The 20,528-nt window shown below is 60.8% G+C and carries 20 protein-coding genes; all 20 read right to left on the minus strand.

The features are described 5' to 3' along the window. Positions 1 to 73 precede the first annotated feature (73 nt). The gene (locus FBZ97_RS35035; RefSeq protein ID WP_281406120.1) at positions 74 to 196 is read right to left on the minus strand and encodes a hypothetical protein; all 123 of its coding nucleotides are present in this window, start codon (positions 194 to 196) and stop codon (positions 74 to 76) included. A gap of 184 nt (positions 197 to 380) precedes the next feature. Beyond that, complete coding sequence (locus FBZ97_RS07675) at positions 381 to 782, minus strand: cupin domain-containing protein (RefSeq protein ID WP_113351197.1); 402 nt, start codon at positions 780 to 782, stop codon at positions 381 to 383. Between the two features lie 133 nt (positions 783 to 915). Further along, entirely contained in the window at positions 916 to 2,547 is a 1,632-nt protein-coding gene (locus tag FBZ97_RS07680) for an FGGY-family carbohydrate kinase (RefSeq protein WP_145317963.1), read from the minus strand. After that, entirely contained in the window at positions 2,547 to 3,275 is a 729-nt protein-coding gene (locus tag FBZ97_RS07685) for an SDR family oxidoreductase (protein WP_145317966.1), read from the minus strand. Before FBZ97_RS07685 ends, FBZ97_RS07680 begins: the two co-directional genes overlap by 1 nt. Before the next feature lie 25 nt (positions 3,276 to 3,300). Continuing rightward, positions 3,301 to 4,551, minus strand: coding sequence for a sugar ABC transporter permease (locus tag FBZ97_RS07690; protein ID WP_145317970.1), 1,251 nt, complete (start codon positions 4,549 to 4,551; stop codon positions 3,301 to 3,303). After that, complete coding sequence (locus FBZ97_RS07695) at positions 4,548 to 5,369, minus strand: ATP-binding cassette domain-containing protein (protein WP_112724449.1); 822 nt, start codon at positions 5,367 to 5,369, stop codon at positions 4,548 to 4,550. Before FBZ97_RS07695 ends, FBZ97_RS07690 begins: the two co-directional genes overlap by 4 nt. An 84-nt stretch (positions 5,370 to 5,453) precedes the next feature. Beyond that, on the minus strand, positions 5,454 to 6,539 hold the full coding sequence (locus tag FBZ97_RS07700; protein WP_145317973.1) for a sugar ABC transporter substrate-binding protein: 1,086 nt from the start codon (positions 6,537 to 6,539) through the stop codon (positions 5,454 to 5,456). A gap of 204 nt (positions 6,540 to 6,743) precedes the next feature. Then, positions 6,744 to 7,628 (minus strand): AraC family transcriptional regulator, encoded by an 885-nt coding sequence (locus FBZ97_RS07705; RefSeq protein ID WP_145317976.1) that lies wholly within the window; start codon positions 7,626 to 7,628, stop codon positions 6,744 to 6,746. A gap of 227 nt (positions 7,629 to 7,855) precedes the next feature. Next, on the minus strand, positions 7,856 to 8,809 hold the full coding sequence (locus FBZ97_RS07710) for an ABC transporter ATP-binding protein (protein ID WP_145317979.1): 954 nt from the start codon (positions 8,807 to 8,809) through the stop codon (positions 7,856 to 7,858). Beyond that, entirely contained in the window at positions 8,810 to 9,826 is a 1,017-nt protein-coding gene (locus FBZ97_RS07715) for an ABC transporter ATP-binding protein (protein ID WP_145319973.1), read from the minus strand. A 5-nt stretch (positions 9,827 to 9,831) separates the two neighbouring features. After that, positions 9,832 to 10,746, minus strand: coding sequence for a dihydrodipicolinate synthase family protein (locus tag FBZ97_RS07720; RefSeq protein ID WP_145317982.1), 915 nt, complete (start codon positions 10,744 to 10,746; stop codon positions 9,832 to 9,834). Between the two features lie 20 nt (positions 10,747 to 10,766). Continuing rightward, positions 10,767 to 11,642 (minus strand): ABC transporter permease, encoded by an 876-nt coding sequence (locus tag FBZ97_RS07725; protein WP_145317985.1) that lies wholly within the window; start codon positions 11,640 to 11,642, stop codon positions 10,767 to 10,769. A 3-nt stretch (positions 11,643 to 11,645) separates the two neighbouring features. Beyond that, a complete protein-coding gene (locus tag FBZ97_RS07730) occupies positions 11,646 to 12,605 on the minus strand; it encodes an ABC transporter permease (RefSeq protein WP_145317988.1) in 960 nt (319 codons plus the stop codon). Positions 12,606 to 12,662: 57 nt separating this feature from the next. Then, positions 12,663 to 14,195, minus strand: a complete 1,533-nt coding sequence (locus tag FBZ97_RS07735; protein ID WP_246661751.1) for an ABC transporter substrate-binding protein — start codon at positions 14,193 to 14,195, stop codon at positions 12,663 to 12,665. Between the two features lie 88 nt (positions 14,196 to 14,283). Further along, on the minus strand, positions 14,284 to 14,994 hold the full coding sequence (locus FBZ97_RS07740) for a FadR/GntR family transcriptional regulator (RefSeq protein WP_113332744.1): 711 nt from the start codon (positions 14,992 to 14,994) through the stop codon (positions 14,284 to 14,286). 263 nt (positions 14,995 to 15,257) lie between these two features. Next, positions 15,258 to 15,662 (minus strand): DUF983 domain-containing protein, encoded by a 405-nt coding sequence (locus FBZ97_RS07745; protein ID WP_113332745.1) that lies wholly within the window; start codon positions 15,660 to 15,662, stop codon positions 15,258 to 15,260. A 197-nt stretch (positions 15,663 to 15,859) separates the two neighbouring features. Beyond that, a complete protein-coding gene (locus tag FBZ97_RS07750; protein WP_145317994.1) occupies positions 15,860 to 17,263 on the minus strand; it encodes a PLP-dependent aminotransferase family protein in 1,404 nt (467 codons plus the stop codon). A 333-nt stretch (positions 17,264 to 17,596) separates the two neighbouring features. Then, the gene (gene cydX, locus FBZ97_RS07755) at positions 17,597 to 17,722 is read right to left on the minus strand and encodes a cytochrome bd-I oxidase subunit CydX (protein WP_113390170.1); all 126 of its coding nucleotides are present in this window, start codon (positions 17,720 to 17,722) and stop codon (positions 17,597 to 17,599) included. An 18-nt stretch (positions 17,723 to 17,740) separates the two neighbouring features. Then, entirely contained in the window at positions 17,741 to 18,895 is a 1,155-nt protein-coding gene (cydB, locus tag FBZ97_RS07760; RefSeq protein ID WP_145317997.1) for a cytochrome d ubiquinol oxidase subunit II, read from the minus strand. A gap of 6 nt (positions 18,896 to 18,901) precedes the next feature. After that, the gene (locus FBZ97_RS07765; protein ID WP_145318000.1) at positions 18,902 to 20,497 is read right to left on the minus strand and encodes a cytochrome ubiquinol oxidase subunit I; all 1,596 of its coding nucleotides are present in this window, start codon (positions 20,495 to 20,497) and stop codon (positions 18,902 to 18,904) included. Between the last annotated feature and the right edge of the window lie 31 nt (positions 20,498 to 20,528).

Below are 20,528 nucleotides of genomic sequence, written 5' to 3' on the forward strand. Positions count from 1 at the left end.
CGATGCAACCGAACACTTATCTGCCTACGGCCAGCACCGCCGCTATGGCGACATCTGCCTGATTACGCCGAGTTCAATCGGCGGCAAATACGCTGCCCGACAGTAGGGGAAAACCCGTCGGCATCTGCATACATTGCGCGTTGGACCAGGTGAGCACTGCAAGCGCAAGAGCCGCGCCAATCACAAGCCGAAGCATGATATTTCCCCATCCGTATTGCTGCCATCGCGAGGCCAGTTGCGTCGCGGGGGCATTCGATCGTTAGGACGTGCCGCGGAAGCGGCAGGGTTCCATCTATATTGACCTCGTGAGGCTGACTTATGGCAAGAGTTGATTGCCTGCAAGCGATCCGCTCGGTGCTGGCCGACCGCTGATTGGACCTTCACCTCGCGTGATATTGCTCGTCCGTCACATGCTCCAGCCAGTCCACCACCTTGCCGTCAAGGTGTTCCTGGATGGCGATATGGGTCATGGCTGTCGTCGGCGAAGCACCGTGCCAATGCTTCTCATTCGGTTCGAACCAGACGACATCCCCGGGCCGGATCTCCTCGACCGGACCGCCATCGCGCTGAACGAGACCCAGGCCGGCGGTGACGATCAAGGTCTGGCCGCGCGGGTGGGTATGCCATGCCGTCCTCGCGCCGGGTTCAAACGTGACGCTGCTCGCTGCGGCGCGCCGCGCATCATTAGCCACAAAGACCGGGTCAATCCGGACTGTACCGGTGAACCAGTCCGAAGGGCCTTTGCCGGAGGGCTGCGCACCGTTCCTCGTGATATCCATGATGACCATCCTTTCCTGCGATGAGCCGTGACGGCTCCGCTGCATGAGGGCAATCTAGCCTGCAATTGACAAAGCGGTAGAGGGCTATCGTCGTATAGACTTATGAATTGGAGCGATAAATGTTGTTCCGCCAGACTTACGACGCCATCAAGGTGCGGATGCTGCGATCTGCCGATTGCAGCAGCTCAAAAGCTTCGTAACGCCGTTCATGCAACGCCCTGATGGTACCATCCGCCGGCTCGAACCTCTTCGCCAGCCGTGACATGGCAGCCATGGCTCCCACAAGCGAGCCGCAATGGCCGCCGGCCGTGGCGCCGAGCATGGCCGCACCGAGCAAAACGGGTTCCTCCGTGTCGGCGACAGCGACCGGCCTGCCGGTCGTATCCGCCAAAAGCTGACGTACCAATCCGCTCTGGGCAGCCCCGCCGCTGGCGATGATGAGATCGCAGGCAATGCCGTCCTGAGCCAGCTTTTCGAGCAGCTGCTTGAGGCCATAGCCGATGCCGCAAAGGCCGGCGACATAGAGCGCGACAAGATCATCGATGCCAGTTTCCAGCCCGAGGCCGGAGATAACGGCGCGAGCGTCGGGATCGGCATAGGGCGAACGATTGCCGAGGAATTCGGGCACGACTTGGATGGACAGCGCGAGCTTCACGGCGTCGGACGCATTCCTGACCGCCTTCATGGCCTGCCGGTCAAGCCAGGCGACGAGCGACAAGTCTTCCGCTTCGGCCCTGGCACGCGCCTCACCACTTGCCGGATGCATGGTAACGAGATGATCGATCGCCGCCCCTGCCGCAGATTGCCCGCCTTCGGTCAACCAGAGGCCAGGCACCATGGCAGAATAATAAGGTCCCCAAACGCCATCGACGAAGACAGCGTCATCACTCGACGCCATCGAACAGGCGGAGGTGCCGAAGATATAGGCGAGCCTGTGCCGGACATCGGCTTTGCCGTCCGCCCCCTGCCCGCCGAGCGTCCCGACGCCGCCCGCATGGGCATCGATCAGCGACGCGCCGACCGGCGTACCAACGACGAGGCCAAGATCGCCGGCGGCAGCGTCGTTCAAGCCGCCACCGAGTGCCGTACCCGGCTCGACGATCTCGGTGCCGATCCGCACAAAGCCTTCGTCGGCCAACTCACCAAGGCCGATATCCTTGAAATATTGCGCATCCCAGCGCTTCTCGTGGGCGAGATAGGTCCATTTGCATGTCACCGTGCACACGGATCTCTGCAGCGAGCCGGTCGCGCGCCAGGTCAGATAGTCGGCAAGATCGAAGAAATGATCCGTTGCCGCGAAGGATTGCGGCAGGTTTCGCTTCAGCCACAGGAGCTTCGGCGTCTCCATCTCGGGCGAGATCCGGCCGCCGACATAGCGCAGCACGGCATGATTGCCGGAATTGATCTCCGCCGCCTCGCCGGCCGCACGATGATCCATCCAGACGATGATATTGCGATTGGCATCGCCCGATGGTCCCACAGCAACGGGCCGGCCATCCGCCTTGACCGCGACCAGTGAACAGGTTGCATCGAAGCCGATGCCCGAAACGTCACCGGCCGCTATCTTTGCCGTTGCGACAGCCTCTTTGACGCTGTCGCAGACGGCTCTCCATATCTGCTCGCTTGACTGCTCGACGATGCTGCCGGCCTCGTGCCAGATGGTAATCGGCCGCTTGGCGGCGGCGAGCAGATGGCCATGCGCATCGAAAACCCCGGCCCGGGCGCTGCCGGTGCCGACATCGATGCCGATGAAATAGGGTGCTGTCATCAGAGATCCGTACTCAAAGGCAGGATCACCAGATCCCGGATTACGATGTTCCGCGGCCTCGATAGCATGAAGAGCACCGCTTCCGCCACTTCCGTCGCCTCCATGAGGCCACCCGCGGCAATCGCTTCGTCAAGCTTTGCCTGTGGCCAATCGCTGATCAGCGCCGTTACCACCGGCCCCGGCGCCACGGCGCCGACGCGGATACCATGCTTGGCGACCTGGCGCCGAACCGTGTGGGTGAAAGCCTGGATGGCATGTTTGGAGGCAGTGTAGATCGGCTCCCAGACCACCGGCACCAGACCGGCGATCGAGCTCGTCATGATGATATCGCCGGTCTTGCGCTCGATCATATGCGGCAACACCATGCGAACTGAGCGGAAGGCCGCGTTGATATTCAGATCCAGCATCCGGTCCCAGGAATCGGGATCGCCTTCCGCCACCTCGCCGCCGATATAGGCGCCGGCATTGGCATGGAAGATATCAAGCTTACCGAACTTGCCAAGAATCTGCGGCATCATCGCCGCTACGCTCTCGGGGTTCAGAAGATCGACGACGACGGGAAAGGCGTTCGGCCCCAATTCGGCGCAAAGGCTTTTCAGGCTGTCTTCGGCCCGGTCGACGAGGGCGACGCTGGCGCCCTCTTTCAATAGCGATTTGGCGCATTCCAGTCCAATTCCAGAGGCAGCCCCGGTGATGGCGGCGACCTTGCCGGCAAAATCCTGTCTCATAACAATCCTTACCTTCTTGAAGAAATCAGCCGCGCCCATGCGAGGCGCGGGAACGACGGGCGAGCGAGTCGACGATGACGGCAATGGCAAGAACTGCGCCTGTGATCATGTAGCGAAGCGCCGACGACAGATCGAGCATGGTGAGGCCGCTGGCGATCGACTGGATGACGATGATGCCGAGCAGAGCCGAATAGGCGCTGCCGCGGCCGCCGAAGAGGCTGGTGCCGCCGATGACGGCCGCCGCAATCGCATTCAGATTGACGTCGCCTGTACCCGCCTGCTGGCTAGCCGAGGCGAGACGTGCCGCCGCCAGCACACCACCAAGCGCCGCAAACATGGCGCAGAGAACGAAGGCGCTGGTATAGATGCGCCGGACATTGATGCCGGCCCGGCGCGCCGCCTCGCGATTGCCGCCGACGGCGGACATCGACCGGCCCCATTGCGTGCGCGTCAGCGCATAGTCCACGACAATGACCAGCACCACGAACAAGGCAAACATCCAGGGAATGCCACGATCCTGATTGAGATAGAAGGCGACGAACTCCAAGGCCACGGTGATCACAGCCGCCTTCGCCAGCAAGCCGCCGACGGAGGGCGCGGAGAGGTTCGCCTGCCTGCGTCGCCGCACAGTGCCCAAGCCGGTCGCCAGCAGAACCACACCCGGAATAAGCGCGAAGAGATACGCAAGCGGTCGAGGAATGACGAGGAGCTGACCGAAATTCACGATCGCCGAGCCATAGGGCAGATTGATCGAGCCGGTGGCGCCAAGCAGGTAGAGCTGCATGCCGAGTACGGCGAGAAGACCTGCCAATGTGGCAACGAAGCTCGGCATGCCCAAGCGGTTGAACAGTACGGCATAGATCACGCCAATCACACCGCCGACGACCAGCGCCGCCAGGATCGCCAACGCCACCGGCCAGCCCTCATTGACCCAGAGCATGCCGACCATGGCCGAGGCGAAGCCGCTGATCGAGCCGACCGAAAGGTCGATCTCGCCGACCATCAGTACACAGACGATGCCCAGCGAAATGATGCCGACGGTCGAGGCGTCGAACAGCAGGTTGGCGAGGTTGTTGCTGGATAGGAAGGTCGGGTTCAGCGTGCCGAACACCGTCCAGATGATGACGAGGCCGACGACGACGGGCAACGAGCCCAAGTCGCCGGAGCGCACCTTGTCGATCGAGGAGCGAATAGTCGCGCCAAGCCCGGTATCATGGTTGACGCGGACATCGCTGCGGTCGAGCAGCATGGTCGATTGCTTGCTGTCCTGGCTCATGGCTGGCCCCCTTCCCTCAATTCCTGCTGGGCCTGACGCCGCCCTGCGCGTCGCGACACGGCGTTTTCCGTGGCTCCGGTGATGGCGCTGACGAGTTCCTGGTTCGAGGCATCTGGATAGAAGATGCCGTTGTTGCGGCCGAGGCGTAGCACGACGATACGGTCGGCGACGGCGCGCACATCCTCCATATTGTGGCTGATCATGATGACGCCGAGCCCCTTATCGCGGACACGCTCGATGAGGTTCAGCACTTCCGCGGTTTGCGCGACGCCGAGCGCTGCGGTGGGCTCGTCGAGCATGATGAGTTTCGGCTCGAGCAGCAGCGAACGGGCGATCGCCACCGTCTGCCGCTGACCGCCGGAAAGCGATGCGATGGGGATGCGCACGCTCGGAATGCGCGCCGCGAGCTCATTCAGCAGCGTCCAGGCGCGAACCTCCATGGCGGTTTCGTCGAGCTTCATCGGGCTCAGTTCCCGGCCGAGAAAGATGTTCGCAACGACATCGAGGTTTTCGCAAAGGGCAAGATCCTGAAAGACCGTGGCGATACCGAGATCAAGTGCCGTTGCGGGATCGCTGAGCGTCACCTGCTTGCCGCGGAATGTAATCGTGCCTGAACTCGGCTGATGGACGCCGGCCAGAACCTTGACGAGCGTCGATTTGCCGGCACCATTGTCGCCGACAAGCGCCACGACTTCACCGGCATGCACATCGAGGTTGATGTCCGTCAGTGCCGAGACGGCGCCGAAGTGTTTGGAGATCCCTTTGAGGCTGAGCACAAGCTCGCCGGACGGGGCTCTATGATCGGAAGCGTCACTCATGACTCGCCACCTTCTCGGGTTGAAATGCTATCGGATGCGTTTGCCTCCGGCCGCCGAAGCGGCCGGAGACTGAGAGGAGCAGCCTTAGCTGCCGATACCGAGCTTCTTGCAGCCATCGGCATAACGGTCGTTGCAGAGCTGTTCCGGCGTCTGGATCGGCTTGCCGTTGACCGTCTTGTCGATGATCTCGGCCTTCAGATTTTCGGACGTGACCAGGGCCGGCGTGAAGAGCTTGGTCGGCGTGTCGAAGAGCTTCGTGTCGGCCTTCGGCGTCTCGCCGGAGAGCAGCTCGATCGCAACGTTGGCGGCAGCTGCGGCAACGATCTCGCTCGGCTTGGAGATCGTATTATATTGATCGCCGGAAATGATGAGCTGCAGGCCGGCGATGGTCGCGTCGTTGCCCGTTACCGGCGGTACCGGATCGTAGCCGGCAGCCTTGAAGGCGGCGACAGCTGCGCCACCCGTGCCGTCATTGGCGGCGACGACGCCGAGGATCTTCTTGCCGAAGCGCGTGATCTGACCGCTTGCCCATTGCTGCGCCTTCGGCGGCGCCCATTCCGGCGTGTCAAATTCGGCGAGCACCGGATAGCCGCCGTCGGCGAGACCGGCATGAATGCCCTTCTTGATGAGGCCGGCGGCAGCATCCGTCGGCGAGCCGTTGATCTCAAGAAGGCCGCCATCGCCAGCCTTCACGCCCTTCGCCTTCAGATGATCGACCAGCGACTTGGCGATCATTTTGCCGATCTCTTCATTGTTGAAGGAGACATAATAGTCGGCAGCAGCCGACGGGATCGGACGGTCATAGGCAATGACACGCACGCCCTGGCTCTGCGCGAGCTTCACCAATGAGGCGGCGGCCGTCGAATCTACCGGGTCGAGCACAATGGCTTTTGCGCCCTGCGAGATCGCCGAATTGAACTGCTGCTGCTGACGCGAGGCATCGCCATTGGCGTTCTGATAGATGACCTTGCAGCCGGCGCAGAGCTTCTTCATCTCGGCCTGGAAACCGGGGAAATCATGCTCTTCATAGCGTGTGGAGCTCTGGTCGGGCATCAGAAAGGCGACGGTCGCGTCCGTCACTTTGGTCGATTGCGCGAAGGCGGAAGTGCCAGCCAGAAGACCGACCGCAAGCGCGGCAGCGCCTGCGATTTTCAGTGCGAAATGGTTCATTGGAATTTCTCCGTTCCAAATGGTAATAGTTTCCCTCGATCATCACGGCTGTCCGCACGCGATGCTCTTGTTTGGTGGTTCGCCGAGAGCGGTCATGTGACCGACGCGGCGGTAATTTCGGGCAAGCTTTCTCCTTCGGACGGCAAAGGCGCCTGCCCGTTCGCTTGCCCTGAATTTTGTCTCTCCTCCCTGTCCTCCCTTGTGTTAGGCGGCCTCCACCGCGCGTGCGTGCTGTGCCAAGAGCGACCTGAACCGGGAGGGCGCCATGCCCTTCTGATCCAGAAAACGCCGATTGAAGTTCGAGATATTGTTGAAGCCTGCCGCAAAGCAGATGTCGGTGATCGTCATCTCGGCCTTGCTCATGAGCAGATGGCAGGCAAAGTTGATGCGCAGCCTATTGACATACTGAACCAGCGCCATACCGGTATGGCGGCGGAAGCTGCGCGAAAAGGCGCTCGGGCTCTGGCCGGTCAATTCGGCCAGATCGCATTCGCTGAATGGCTCGGTCAGATGCGCATTGATGTAAGCCAGCGCCTGATTGACGCCCGCCGACATGAAGCCGGATGGGTCCGGCTGATAGCCGGCGCTGGCGAGCGTACGCGTGCCCTCGGCACGGCTCATCGCATCGAGAATATTCATGAAGAGTTCGATGCGGCGGATACCTGATGCCTCGACCAGTTCGCCGAGGATCGGACCGACGATGGCCGCCGTTTCAGGCGTAAAGAGCGCACCGCGGCGGCTCGTCTCAAGAATGCCGGCGCAGGCCGACAGTTCCGGAAAGACCTTGCTCGCATCGGCAAAGAAGGATTCGGAAAATTGCAGGACGCGGCAGCGCAGCGGCAGGGTGACACCGGCAGGCACGTCGCTCACCCAATTATGCGGGAGGTTCGGTCCTGTCAGCACCAGATTGCCGGGCTCGAACTCGCCGATAAAGTCGCCGATAAAATATTGACCCGTTGTCGCGACGACATGATGGATTTCGTATTCGGGATGGAAATGCCAACGCACCGTGCGGTAGGGATAGCCGTGCTCCCACGCTTTGAAGGATTCTCCGCTGCCGATCGCGACCACTTCCAAATCGGGATTCATCGGCAAACCTCCTTTCGTCCGTCCGCATTCGTTACCGTTACGGCGCCTCCTCCCAGAGGCCATCGCATCTTTTATGTGGTAACCCTACCCCTCATAGCCGCTTGCCGCTACTACGCCTTGTACGTCCAACCGATACTTTTTTGACATCAAAGGTGGCCTGTTTGGTCAAATGTGCAGTGCGACATAGCCAGCCGCGTCGCGAGACCCGTATCAGCCCGAAAGCGGGGTCAATCGAGATCGTCGCGAATACATGCCTTGAACTGCCCCGGCGCAATCTCCCGCAATTGCGGAACCGTCGTCGCGCAGGCCTCGAGTGCGAAGGGACAGCGCGTGCGGAAGACGCAGCCACTCGGCGGATTTGCCGGGCTCGGAATATCGCCCTTCAGGATTTGCCGGTCGCGTCTACTGTCCGGGTCCGGTGAGGGAATGGCCGAGAGCAGCGCGCGGGTATAGGGGTGGCGTGGCCGGGCATACAGATCAGCGCTTGCAGCAATCTCCATGATCCGCCCGAGATAAAGCACAATGACGCGATCACAGAGATATTCGACCACGGCAAGATCATGAGAGATGAACAGCATGGTAAGCGCGAGGCGCTGCTGTAGGCTGCGCAGCAGATTGATGACCTGCGCCTGAATGGAGACATCCAGTGCCGAGACGGGTTCGTCAGCGACCAAAAATTCCGGCCCGAGCGCAAGTGCGCGCGCAATACCGATCCGCTGGCGCTGGCCGCCTGAGAATTCATGGGCATAGCGATTGATCGCGTCCGCCGGCAAATCCACCTGTTCGAGCGCCGCGCGTGCCCGATCCAGCCGATCCATACGGCTGCCGATACGCTGGATCTTCAGCCCCTCGGACAGGATCTCGCCGATGGTCATGCGCGGCGACAGGCTGGCGAAGGGATCCTGAAAAATATACTGCATGCGCGGTCGCATGCGCCTCAGATCGCCGGCGCCGAGCCTGGTCATTTCCGTGCCGTCGAAGCGGACGCTGCCGGCCGATGGCTCGATCAATCGCAGGATGGACCTGCCGATCGTCGTCTTGCCGCTGCCGGACTCTCCCACGAGCCCCACCACTTCGCCTTTTCCGATATCGAAGGAGATATCGCGAAGTATGGAAAGCCTTGCGCCGCGGGACACATAATTCTTGGCAAGATCGCGAACGGAGACAAGCACTTCGGTCATCTAAATCTCCCGCCAGCGGATGCAGCGGCTCGCATGGCTTGCATCGACAGCATCGAGAGGCGGCACCGCCGCGCCGCAAGCCTGGATCGCGTGGGCACAACGCGGCGCGAAGGCGCAGCCGGATGGCATGCGCGTCAGGCCGGGTACCACACCGGGAATAGCGTATAGCGGCTCGCCTGCCTGCCGCATCCGTGTCGCCTCGCCGAGCCGCGGCATGGAGGCCAAAAGGCCGCGAGTATAGGGATGCCTCGGATTGCGGAACACTGTTTCCGTCGGCCCTTCCTCGACAATCCGGCCGGCATACATGACGGCGACGCGATCGGCGATCTCCGCCACGACACCGAGATTATGCGTGACGAACAGGATCGCCATGCCGCGCTCCCGCTGCAGCCGCTGGAGGAGATCGAGGATCTGCGCCTGTATCGTGACGTCGAGCGCCGTCGTCGGCTCGTCAGCGATCAGCAGCACCGGATCGCAGGCAAGCGCCATGGCAATGGTCGCGCGCTGCCGCATGCCGCCGGATAGTTCATGCGGATATTGCCTGATGCGGCGTTGCGCATCGGGAATTCCGACGCTTTCCAACAGCGCGATCGCCTCACGCATCGCGGTAGCACGATCTGCCCGCCGATGAATGCGGATCGGCTCGGCAATCTGATCGCCGATGGTCAGGACCGGATTGAGGCTCGACATCGGCTCCTGGAATACCATGCCGATAGCGCCGCCGCGGATCTCACGCATATGGCTGTCGTCCAGCGTGGCGAGATCGCTGACGATGCCTTGCCTGTCCCGCAACCGAATGCTGCCAGCTGCGATCTTCCCGACATTGCGCGTCAGAAGCCGCATCACGGAAAGGCTCGTCACCGACTTGCCCGAACCGGACTCGCCAACCAGCGCCAGCGTCTCGCCCGCGTCGATGGTCAGGTCGACGTCTCTGACAGCGGTCAACTCGCCGCCGCGGGTGCGGAAGACGGTCCTGAGCCCCCTGATATCGAGAACGGGTTGGGCAGCCGGCGCTATCATACCTACAGCAGCCCCGTATTCTTCAGGATCGCATCGATCCTGGCCGTTTCCTCCGCATTCAGTGCCGCGCGCGGGCGGGGCATGATAGCGGTATCGATGATGCCGAGGCTTTTCATCGCTGCCTTGAAGGCGCCGATGCCGGCCGCACCGCCGCTGACGCGGCCCTGCGCGACCCAGACGATCTCGAACAGGCGGCAAAGCCTTTCCTGCTCGCGCCGCGCCGCGGCCCAGTCGCCGCGCTGCGCGGCATCCCATAGCCGCACATAGCCATGTGGATCGACATTGGCGATACCGGGCACCACGCCATGCGCGCCCATCAGAAGCGCATTGTCGACGACGATTTCGGAGCCGGTCATCAGGAAGATATCCTTGTGATCGGCAAGATCGAGCAGCGCATAGCGGAAATTGCCGTCGTCGCCGCTGGAATCCTTTAGCCCGATGATGGTCCCTTCCTTGGCGAGTGTCACCACTGTCTGGCGCTGCAGCTTCACATGCACGCAGACCGGGATGTCATAGGCGACGAGCGGTACATCGACAGAATCTCTTATGCAGCGGAAGTGATCCAATATCTCTGACTGGCTGGTCACCGTATAGAACGGAGCGGTGACGACGACGGCGTCGGCGCCGGCCGCCTCGGCGATTTTCGAATGCGCGATCACGCGGTCTGTCGTGGGGTCGATGACACCGACCAGCAGCGGCACCCGCCCGTTCACGACCTTGGCGGAATGCTCGATGATCTCCCGCCGTGTCTTTTCGTCGTGGAAGACGACTTCGCTGGTGGAGCCCAGCACGAAGACGCCGTGGCAGCCGCCATCGATCAGATGCTCCAGCACCCTTGTATAGGATGCGTAATCCACCGTGAAATCGTCGTTCAGCGGCGTTACAACGGGAGGCACCACGCCCTTGAATTTACTCATTGTCTCTTTCTTTCCTGGGTTCAATGAAGCTCGGCGCGCGGATCGAAGGCATCCCTCAGCCCGTCGCCGATGAAATTGATGGCAAGGACGGCAAGCACCAGAGCTGCGCCGGGAAACAGCCATTGCCACGGATATTGTTCGAGAACGGCTGTGGAGCGGGCCACATTCAGCATATTGCCCCAGCTCGCCGCGGGCGGTGCAATGCCGAGCCCGAGAAAGGAAAGCCCGGCCTCCAAGAGGATCGCATTGGCAACCTGCGTCGTGGCGTAGACAACCAGAATATCGATGCAGTTCGGCATGCCGTGGCGCAGCAGCAGGTGCGGCAGCCCTGCCCCCATGCCGCGCGCAGCGGTGACGAAATCGCGTTCGCGCAGTTCCAGCAGCCTGGAACGCACCATGCGGGCCAGCAGCGGCCAGGAGAGCAGCGATATGACCGCTATCGTCGGCAAGATGCCCGTGCCGGTGATGGAGGCCAGCACCAGCAGGAAGATCACCGGCGGCAAGGTCATGACCAGATCGACGAAGCGCATGCTGAGCGCATCCGCCCAGCGGCCGGCAAAGGCAGACAAGAAACCGAACAGAAAGCCGATGATGGCCGAAATGACGGTGGAACCTGCCGCGACCATCAGCGATATACGGCCGCCTTCGAGCACTCGGGCAAAGACATCACGCCCGACGCCGTCCGTTCCAAACCAGTGCGTTGCACTGGGCGGCGCGTTCATGGCCAGGAGATCGATGTCGTTGGGCTGGAACCGCCACCAAAGCGGATAGGTGACGATCAGCAGCAGCAGCGGTACGGCAATGCAGACGCCGAAAAGGGCCGCCCCGTTCAGCCGGAAGCGATCGAATGCTCGGGCAAGTGGGCCATGGCTTGGTCGTTCGGTTCGCGCCAGCATCGCTCAGCCCACCTTGATGCGCGGATCGATCACCGCATAGGCGAGATCCGTCAGCAGGTTGACGATGATGACGCAGGCGCCGATGACGAGCGTCGCCCCCATGATGACGGGATAGTCGCGCGACGTGACCGCATCGACGAGAAGCAGGCCCATGCCCGGCCAGTTGAAGACACTTTCGACGAAGATCGCACCGCCGATGGCAAGACCTATGGTCGAGCCGATGACGGTTACGACAGGTAGGAGCGCATTGCCCAGGGCATGCTTGACGATCACCCAGAATTCGAACACGCCCTTGGCCCGCGCGGTGCGCACGTAATCCTGATTGAGGACCTCCAGCAGCGAAGCACGCATATAGCGCATGATGAGCGCGGCTTGCGCGATCGCCAGAAGCGAAGCCGGCAGGATAAGATGCCAAACCAGGTCGCCGATGGAAAAGTCCTCACCAGGCGTCAGCATGCCGCCCGAGGGCAGCCAGCCGAGACGCACGGCAAAGATATAAAGACCAAGAAGCGCGCTCAGAAAGGCAGGGCTCGATATGCCGGCAAGCGCCAGCACGGAGAGCGAGATATCCATGACCGAATTGCGCCTGACGGCACCGATGACGCCTGCGGCAATGCCGGCGACGATCGCCATGATCAGGGCCGAGCCCATCAGCAGCACCGTCGGACCAATTCGCGACAGCACGAGCGTCAAGACAGGTTGATCCAGCCGCTTGACGGAATAACCGAGATTTCCCTGCAGAGCCTGCTGCAACCAGCCGACATATTGCAGCGGCAGCGGCCGATCCAGCCCGAGGCGCTCACGCAAATCGGCTATCGCAGCGGGAGATAAAGGCGTGCTCGGGTCGATATAGGCATCGATCGGATCGCCCGGCGTCAACCGCAGCAACACAAAGACCAGTATGCTCAAGGCGACGAGCATTCCGATGCCGATTACAAGACGCCTGAGACCATAGTGCAGCATATCGAACCTGCGTTTCGCGGAATGCGCCAGCCACCGAGCCTGCGGCCGGCTCAAAACCTAGTTTGAGAGCTTCCACGCTTCGGGATGCGCGATGTATGGCCCGCCGCCCGGCGCCGGTGTCCAGATGAAATCCTTCACCTTGGACGAAACCACGCCATAGCGGTTCGCCACCCACATGGTCGCCCAGGGCAGATCCTTGTTCATGATCTTGCAGACATCCTGGTAGCGCTGATCACGCTTGCCGGCGTCCGTCTCGGCAATCGCCGCATCGAGCGCCTTGGTCAGATCGGGCATGCGTGCGCGCACCACATTGGCGCCCGCCGGCGGGATCTGCTTTTCGTTGAGCCCGGTGTTGATATTGCTTGGATCGGGTCCGTTCTGAAGGCCGGCATAGACGAGCTGGAATTGCGATGCGTCGGCATTTGGGTTCAGCACGATGCCATTATACGTCGGCGCGTCGACGGCGCGCGGCACGACATTGATGCCGACCTGCGCCAGCATGGCCTGCACGGCCGCCAATACGTTCGTCGCAAGCGGCGTGTTATAATAGGTCAGCAAGGTGATCGGCTTGCTGCCGTTGATCTTGTCCCAGCCGGCCTCGTCGAGCAATTGTTTGGCCTTGGCCGGATCGTAAGGATAGGCTTCGATGCCGTCTGGAACCAACTGATTGGCGACATAAGCGCAATTGGCGGGCTTTGCCGCTCCGCCATAGAGGCTCTTGATGATCGCATCGCGATTGATGGCGTACATGACGGCCTGCCGGACGCGAAGATCCTTCCACAGTGGCGAATCCTGGTTGAAACCAAGATAATTGACGACGAAGGAATCGCCCTCGATGATCTTGAAGGACTTGTCGTCCTTGAAGGTCGGCACATCGTTGGAATCGACATAGGTGAACTGGATCTCGCCTGCCCGCAGCGCCGAGATCGCCGCAGCCGGATTGGCGAAATAGCGGTTGATCAGCCGATCGAGAACGGGTTTGCCGCCGCGATAGTCGGGATTGGCTGTCAGCTCGACATATTGATCCTGCACATATTTGACGAACTTGAACGGCCCCGTCCCAATCGGCGAGGTCGACCACCAAGTGCTCTTCGCAAGCTGATCGACGGGCACGGCGGCAAGCGCATGCTCAGGCAGCACCATGATCTTGGCCAGCGTATCAAGCAGGCTCGCGGAAGGCGCGGAAAGCTTGATGACAAGCGTATGGTCATCCGGCGTCTCGACGGATGACAGGAGTTTAAAACGGGCTGCAAAGATCGAGCCGGTCTTGGCATTGGCCGCAAGATCGACGGTGAATTTGGCGTCCTTGGCCGTAAAAGGCTTGCCGTCATGCCACGTGGCATCGGCAAGCTTGAACGTATAGGTCAACTGATCCGGGCTCACCTCATAGGAGGACGCAAGCACACCGACGATCTTCTGCAGCTTTTCATCGTAGCTGACCAGCGGCTCAAAGTAGGTGCTGAGCCAGGTGAGACCGGCGGTTGCCGCCAGCGGATTGAAGTTGCCCTGGAAGCCGCCCGGGCCGACATCGAAGCCCCCGGACATGGTAGCGGCGGCGGCAGGTGCGGCTAGGCCACCCAAGACGGGCATCGCAGTGGCCGACAGCAAGGCTGCCAACGCGATTGCCGGCAGATGAAAAACTTTCCTCATGATGATCCTCCTCCCGTGGTTGCGATCGCTACTTCTTCTTGTTGTTGGCGATCACCTGCGAAATTCCCTCGTAATGACGGTCGAGGCGCATGCGCACCTCCTTGAGATTTCTGGATTCCAGCGCATCGACGATTGCCTCATGGTCACGCCAGGTGGCCATGGGATCGACATCGTCCAGATCGAAGAAGCGGGACGCCTTGTAGAAGGCGAGCCAGAAGACATCGATCAGCCGAACGAAGGTCTCGTTGCCCTGGCAGCGAAAAAGCAGGCGATGAAAGAGCTGATCGTCTTCGGCAAAAGGTTCGCCGCGTTCGGCGTGAGCGCGCATACGGTCGGTCGTGGCACGCAGCTCCGCCAGATCCTGCGGCCCGATCATGTCGAGCGTCTTGCCGATCAGGCCCACCTCGAGCGTGCGGCGAATTTCCAGCACCTCCTCCATGTGCCGCAGCGCATCGCCGAGCCCGTAGGCGAGATTGTCGAGCAGCGGCGCGAAGGAGAATGCCTTGACGAATATGCCGATGCCGCGGCGCGTCTCCAGTACACCGAGAGATTCCAGCGCCTTGATGCCTTCGCGCAGAGAATTGCGGCTGACACCCAATTGCGCCGCGAGCTCGCCCTCCGCGGGCAGCATCGTGCCCGCCTCGAGACCGTTATCGGCAATATAACTGCGCAAACTCTCCTGCACGGAGACATGCAGCAACGGTGCGCGCGTCAAAGGCTGAATGACTTTTCCCACCATGAAACGCCAAGCTCCTCGGGACATGGCGTGCAACTTATTGACTTGTAGGATATCCGTCAAGTGGACAGGGAAATTGAAATTAAGCAACATCCATCTTCGTCCAATTTAATATCCGGAGGCTTCGGAAACACGGGCGACGAAAAGGGTCGCGCCATGCCACGCCGAGAAAGTCAGTCCGAGAACGTCGGTTTGGCGATCCTTTTCTGATCGTCTCGTAGCCATCCGTGGCAAACTTTGCTCTGGTTCTCTAGCGACAGCAGGCCTCAACTTGTTGCGTGAGGCCCGTCCGCCTGCGGCAGACGAACAAGCTTGCCTTCCTCGGCCTTGTAGAAGTACTGACTCGCAATCAGCCATCCCTTCAACGGTCGCAATGGCGGAATGCAGGTCGCCAGCATGAAGGGGCCAGTCACCAGAAACTGCACCCACACTGGCGCCGAGAACGCCACCTCCAGCCAGACACCGAGAAGGACGCTTGGGATGCATGCAAAGCAGATGACAAAGAAAGCCGGCCCATCGGCGGGATCTGCGAAGGAATAGTCGAGACCACACGCTTCGCACTGCTTGCGAAGGGTCAAGAATCCATCGAATAAGCGCCCTTGCCCGCAACGCGGGCAGCGACAACGAAGGCCGGTCTGCAGCGGGCTCAGTGGGGGATAATCGGCATCCATGACAGCATCACTCCTGAATCAATCTTCCAAGGGAAGGCAATCAATAATCAGATTGCATGCATTCATTCTAAATATAATGAATGCATTCTATACGTCCATTCGGCAGAATGACGCAGTGGCAATTTCGGCAAATGAAGAGAATAGGCTCGGTAAGGAGCCTGCGCCGCTCCCATCAATAGCGATGTTGCGCCAGAAGACTAGAAGAAGGAGGCGGCCAATTCCGGCGGTCCCTGTAGCGCATGCGCCATGAAACTCAAGGCACCCTTCAAGGCCTCGCGGCCTATTGGGCCACCGAGACAAACGCGCACGGCCTCAGGTGCCACGCCGTCTACCGTGAATGCGTCGCTTGCGACAACGCCGATACCTGCATTGCGCATATGGCTGCCGAAGGTGGCACGCGTCCAGCCGTTACCCAGCGGCAGCCAGATGTTAAAGCTGATGGGGTCAGCCCGATAGCTGCCTGATGGCAATGTGTCAGCGACCATCTCCTGGCGAGCGGCGGCCTCCGTACGAATGAAACGCAGAATACCATCGGCAGTGCCATCTTCGATCCAGCGCGTCGCAAGCGCCATGTTGAGCGGCGACGCCATGACATTGTTGCTTCGCATCGCACTCACGAAGGGCCATATCGACCGGGTATCCGGCGCCACGACGAAGGCCAGGCGCAACCCCGCACCGATGCACTTCGCCAATCCACCGATATGCCAGGTCAGATCCGGGGCGATTGCAGCCATCGGCGCTGGTGCATCCAGCGGAATGAAGCCATAGGCATCGTCCTCGATGATCGGCACACGATATTTGCGGGCAATTGCGGCAATCGCTTCGCGCCGCGCCTGCGGAATCGTCAGCGTCGTCGGATTTTGCAGTGTCGGGTTGAGGTAAAGCGCCTTCGGTCGCAGGCGCTCGCAGCTGTCTTCAAAAGCTTCCGGCAAGACACCTTCGTCATCCATCGCCAGGCCCGAGAGATTGAGCCGGAGCTGCGCCGCAATCGAACGCATGCCGGGATAGGTGATATTTTCCGAAAGAACGGTTTCGCCTGGTTTGGCCAAGAGGCCAAAGATCGCCAGCAAGGCCGGGTGCGCGCCGGGTGTTATGAAGATGCGCTCCTGTGTCGGGGTGAGACCCCGGCGGCTGAGCCAGATTGCGGCGGCCTCCTTGTCCACAGCCAGGCCGCCAAATCCCTGATACCGCAGCAAGGGAATAAGATCGACCGCTACGGCTGACATGCCCTCCTGCATGCGGGCCAGAAGATCCGGATCGCTAGGTTCCGGCGGGAGATTCATCGAAAAATCGATCGCGGAGGCACGACGCGGATCGGAAGCGGCGTCGAGAGCAAAACTTCGGCGCTCCCTCTCCTGCCTGCCAGTCACGAACGTCCCGCGTCCGACATGGGAATCCACAAGCCCACGCTTCTGCGCCTCGACATAGCCGCGCGCAACGGTCGTAAAATCGATGCTGAGACGCTTGGCAAGCGCGCGTTGCGGCGGCAACCTGTCCCCGGCGGCAAGAACGCCGCTGCGCAAATCCATCTCGATCAAGTCGGCTATGGCAATGTAGCGGGGGCTGGAGGAGCGGCTGAGATCGGGATGCCAGTCTTTCATTTCATGCTCCGCACGAGACCAGACCTGAGCTGAAACTCCCGGCCGGCATTGATGGCATATCATTGCATACAATTCACGCTATGTGGAGCTATCTACCCCATTTTTCATCTCTAAGAAAACCAAATATCCCAATATTTTCGAGCCATGAATGCCTTGAACCAGCCGATACTCCCGTAATTGACGGCACGACAAAACTGTTTGACCAACTCGGCAGTCATAAACCCAGGAACCTATATTCCGGTTATCGCCATTCGCTCTTGCGAGCGCGGCACGCCGGTTTTGGTCCGGCGTGCCGATCATATGGCAAAGTTCCATCAAGGATGGGACGCTCGCTCATTTTTCCTGAGTGAGCGCGGCTTTCGCTTTCGCTTGATCATCCACCAGTTCGTACCACATGGCGTTGAGGACAGCGAATGCTGCAGCAAGAGGGAAGCCGAGAAGCCAGGCAAAGTACCACATGCGAAATCTCCTTGCAGATCAGTAGGCGTGGCCGCCCTTATCGTTCACCGTCGCCTCGTCAACCTTGCCCCACAGCACGCGATAAACCCATGCGGTGTAGGCAAGCACGATCGGCAGAAAGATGACGGCGACGACGAGCATGATGAAGAGCGTCAGATGACTGGACGAAGCGTCCCAGACCGTGAGGCTGGAGCGCGGATCAAGTGAGGACGGCAAGATGAAGGGAAACATCGACAATCCGACCGTCGAGATGATGCCGAAGATGGCAAGCTTGCTGAACAGCAGCACGGTCACTTCACGCCGCCCGAGCATGGCAAGCAAGGCCGCTGCTGCGCCCAGGAAACCAAGAGCCGGCGCGATCATCATCCATGGATGGCTGCCATAATTGGCAAGCCATGCGCCCGCGCTGTGTTCGACTGTCTTCAGAAGCGGATTGGATGGGCCTTCGACATCGATTGTACTAGCGATGCGATAGCCGTCTATACCCATCCAAAGGAACAGGCCGCCGAGCGCGAAGAGCACGATCACGATCAGAGCCGCCACCGTGCCGAAGCGACGCGCGCGTTCGGCGACAACTCCATCTGTCTTCACGAGAAGCCAGGCGGCGCCGTGCATCACGAGCATGGCAACCGACAGCAGACCACAGAGGAGTGCATATGGATTCAGAAGCGCGAAGAAGGAGCCTTCGTAGAAGATGCGCATATCGTCGTCGAACCGGAACGGCACGCCCTGCAGCACGTTACCGACCGCTACGCCGAAGATCAGCGATGGAACGAAACCGCCAACGAACAAGGCCCAGTCCCAGCCCGCCTTCCAGCCGGCGCTATCGCGCTTGGAGCGGTATTTGAACGCAACCGGCCGCAGGATCAGCGCCAACAGGATGGCGAACATGGCGAGGTAGAAGCCGGAGAAGGACACGGCGTAAAGCGGTGGCCAGGCGGCGAAAATGGCGCCGCCGCCGAGGATCAGCCAGACCTGATTTCCCTCCCAGGTTGCGCCGATCGAATTGATGGCGATGCGTCGCTCCGTATCCGTCTTTGCGACGAAGGGAAGGAGCGTGCCGACGCCGAGGTCGAAGCCGTCGGTGACGGCAAAACCGATCAAAAGCACGCCGAGAAGCAGCCACCAGATGATGCGCAGGGTCTCATAATCGATCAATTCATGCAGGATCATGGCAGGTCACTCCGCAGCCGGAACGAGGTTTTCGGAAATCAGCTTGGCCTCCGGCTCGTCATCCGCTTCGGGGCCATTGCGGATCGCCTTGATCATCAGCGTCATCTCGATGACGATGAGGACGGTGTAGAGCGCGGCAAAGCCGAGAATGGTGAGAAGCACGGTGCCGGCACCAAGATTGGAGACGGCCGCAGCCGTTGGCAGCACGCCTTCGATGATCCATGGCTGACGGCCGAATTCCGCAACGACCCAGCCAAGTTCGATGGCGACCCAGGGCAGCGGAATGGCGAAGACCGCGATCCTCAGCAGCAGCGGATAGCGATCCAGTTTCCGGCGAGCCGAGAGCAAGAAGAAGACCGTCATCAGCAGGATGAAGAACATTCCAAGGCCGACCATGATGCGGAATGACCAGAAGAGCGTCGGCACATTCGGAATGGTGTCGCGAGCCGCTTGCGCAATCTGCTCCTCCGTCGCCTGGCGAGGATCGTCGACATAGCGCTTGAGCAGCAGAGCATAACCGAGCTCGTGGCCGATATCCTCGAAGGAGGTGCGCGCAGTGGCAACATCCTGCGAGACTTCGCCGGGCGTTGCCGGCTTGGCTGCGCGGATCTTCATCAGCGCGTCATAAGCCTTGATACCCTCCCGAATATGGTCCTTGGCCTGTTCCTCGAGCTTGTCAATGCCAGGGATTTCCGTCGTCAGCGACCGCGTCCCGATCAGGCCCATGGCCCAGGGAATGTGAATGGCATAATGGGTCTCGCGGGCCTCCTGATCTGGGAAGCCGAAAGCGGTGAAGGCGGCCGGCGCCGGTTCGGTCTTCCACATGGCTTCGATTGCCGCGAGCTTCATCTTCTGATGTTCGGTCGTCAGATAGCCGCTTTCATCGCCAAGCACGACGACCGAAAGCGCCGAAGCCAGGCCGAAGGATGCGGCAACCGTCATCGAACGCTTCGCGAGCTCGACGCTGCGGCCCTTCAGGAGATACCAGGCCGAGACACCAAGCACGAAGACCGAGGCGCAGACATAGCCGGCCGAGACGGTGTGCACGAACTTCGCCTGCGCCACCGGATTGAAGACGACATCGAAGAAACTGACGATCTCCATGCGCATGGTCTGCGGGTTGAGCGCCGAGCCAGCCGGGTTCTGCATCCAGCCATTGGCAATCAGGATCCACAGCGCCGAGAAGTTCGATCCCAGCGCCACCGCCCAGGTCGCGACCAGGTGGCCAACCTTCGACAGCTTGTCCCAGCCGAAAAAGAACAGACCGACGAAAGTCGCCTCCAGGAAGAAGGCCATCAATCCTTCGATCGCCAGCGGCGCGCCAAAAATATCGCCGACATAATAGCTGTAGTAGCTCCAGTTCATGCCGAACTGGAATTCCATCACGATGCCGGTTGCAACGCCGAGCACGAAGTTGATGCCGAAGAGCGTCCCCCAGAACTTCGTCATTTGCCGCCAGATCTGGCGGCCGGTCATGACATAGGTCGTCTCCATAATGGCCAGCAGCACGGAAAGGCCGAGCGTCAATGGCACGAACAGAAAGTGATACAGCGCCGTCATGGCGAACTGCAGGCGCGACAGCGCCACGATATCGAGTTCCATAGTCTTTCTCCCACCCCCTACGGTGTGTCTG

Origin of the sequence: Rhizobium sp. ERR 942 (assembly GCF_007828395.1) — a bacterium.
Taxonomy (GTDB): domain Bacteria; phylum Pseudomonadota; class Alphaproteobacteria; order Rhizobiales; family Rhizobiaceae; genus Rhizobium; species Rhizobium dioscoreae.

Excerpts from the sequence above, each read along its gene's own strand:
- FBZ97_RS35035 (WP_281406120.1), bottom strand. The coding sequence starts at position 196 with ATGCTTCGGCTTGTGATTGGCGCGGCTCTTGCGCTTGCAGTGCTCACC.
- FBZ97_RS07700 (WP_145317973.1), bottom strand. The coding sequence starts at position 6,539 with ATGAACCATTTCGCACTGAAAATCGCAGGCGCTGCCGCGCTTGCGGTC.
- FBZ97_RS07740 (WP_113332744.1), bottom strand. The coding sequence starts at position 14,994 with ATGGTGGGAAAAGTCATTCAGCCTTTGACGCGCGCACCGTTGCTGCAT.
- FBZ97_RS07750 (WP_145317994.1), bottom strand. The coding sequence starts at position 17,263 with ATGAAAGACTGGCATCCCGATCTCAGCCGCTCCTCCAGCCCCCGCTAC.
- FBZ97_RS07695 (WP_112724449.1), bottom strand. The coding sequence starts at position 5,369 with ATGAGTGACGCTTCCGATCATAGAGCCCCGTCCGGCGAGCTTGTGCTC.
- cydB (WP_145317997.1), bottom strand. The coding sequence starts at position 18,895 with ATGATCCTGCATGAATTGATCGATTATGAGACCCTGCGCATCATCTGG.
- FBZ97_RS07720 (WP_145317982.1), bottom strand. The coding sequence starts at position 10,746 with ATGAGTAAATTCAAGGGCGTGGTGCCTCCCGTTGTAACGCCGCTGAAC.
- FBZ97_RS07735 (WP_246661751.1), bottom strand. The coding sequence starts at position 14,195 with ATGCCCGTCTTGGGTGGCCTAGCCGCACCTGCCGCCGCCGCTACCATG.
- FBZ97_RS07765 (WP_145318000.1), bottom strand. The coding sequence starts at position 20,497 with ATGGAACTCGATATCGTGGCGCTGTCGCGCCTGCAGTTCGCCATGACG.
- cydX (WP_113390170.1), bottom strand. The coding sequence starts at position 17,722 with ATGTGGTACTTTGCCTGGCTTCTCGGCTTCCCTCTTGCTGCAGCATTC.
- FBZ97_RS07745 (WP_113332745.1), bottom strand. The coding sequence starts at position 15,662 with ATGGATGCCGATTATCCCCCACTGAGCCCGCTGCAGACCGGCCTTCGT.
- FBZ97_RS07705 (WP_145317976.1), bottom strand. The coding sequence starts at position 7,628 with ATGAATCCCGATTTGGAAGTGGTCGCGATCGGCAGCGGAGAATCCTTC.
- FBZ97_RS07690 (WP_145317970.1), bottom strand. The coding sequence starts at position 4,551 with ATGAGCCAGGACAGCAAGCAATCGACCATGCTGCTCGACCGCAGCGAT.
- FBZ97_RS07710 (WP_145317979.1), bottom strand. The coding sequence starts at position 8,809 with ATGACCGAAGTGCTTGTCTCCGTTCGCGATCTTGCCAAGAATTATGTG.
- FBZ97_RS07730 (WP_145317988.1), bottom strand. The coding sequence starts at position 12,605 with ATGCTGCACTATGGTCTCAGGCGTCTTGTAATCGGCATCGGAATGCTC.
- FBZ97_RS07725 (WP_145317985.1), bottom strand. The coding sequence starts at position 11,642 with ATGCTGGCGCGAACCGAACGACCAAGCCATGGCCCACTTGCCCGAGCA.
- FBZ97_RS07685 (WP_145317966.1), bottom strand. The coding sequence starts at position 3,275 with ATGAGACAGGATTTTGCCGGCAAGGTCGCCGCCATCACCGGGGCTGCC.
- FBZ97_RS07680 (WP_145317963.1), bottom strand. The coding sequence starts at position 2,547 with ATGACAGCACCCTATTTCATCGGCATCGATGTCGGCACCGGCAGCGCC.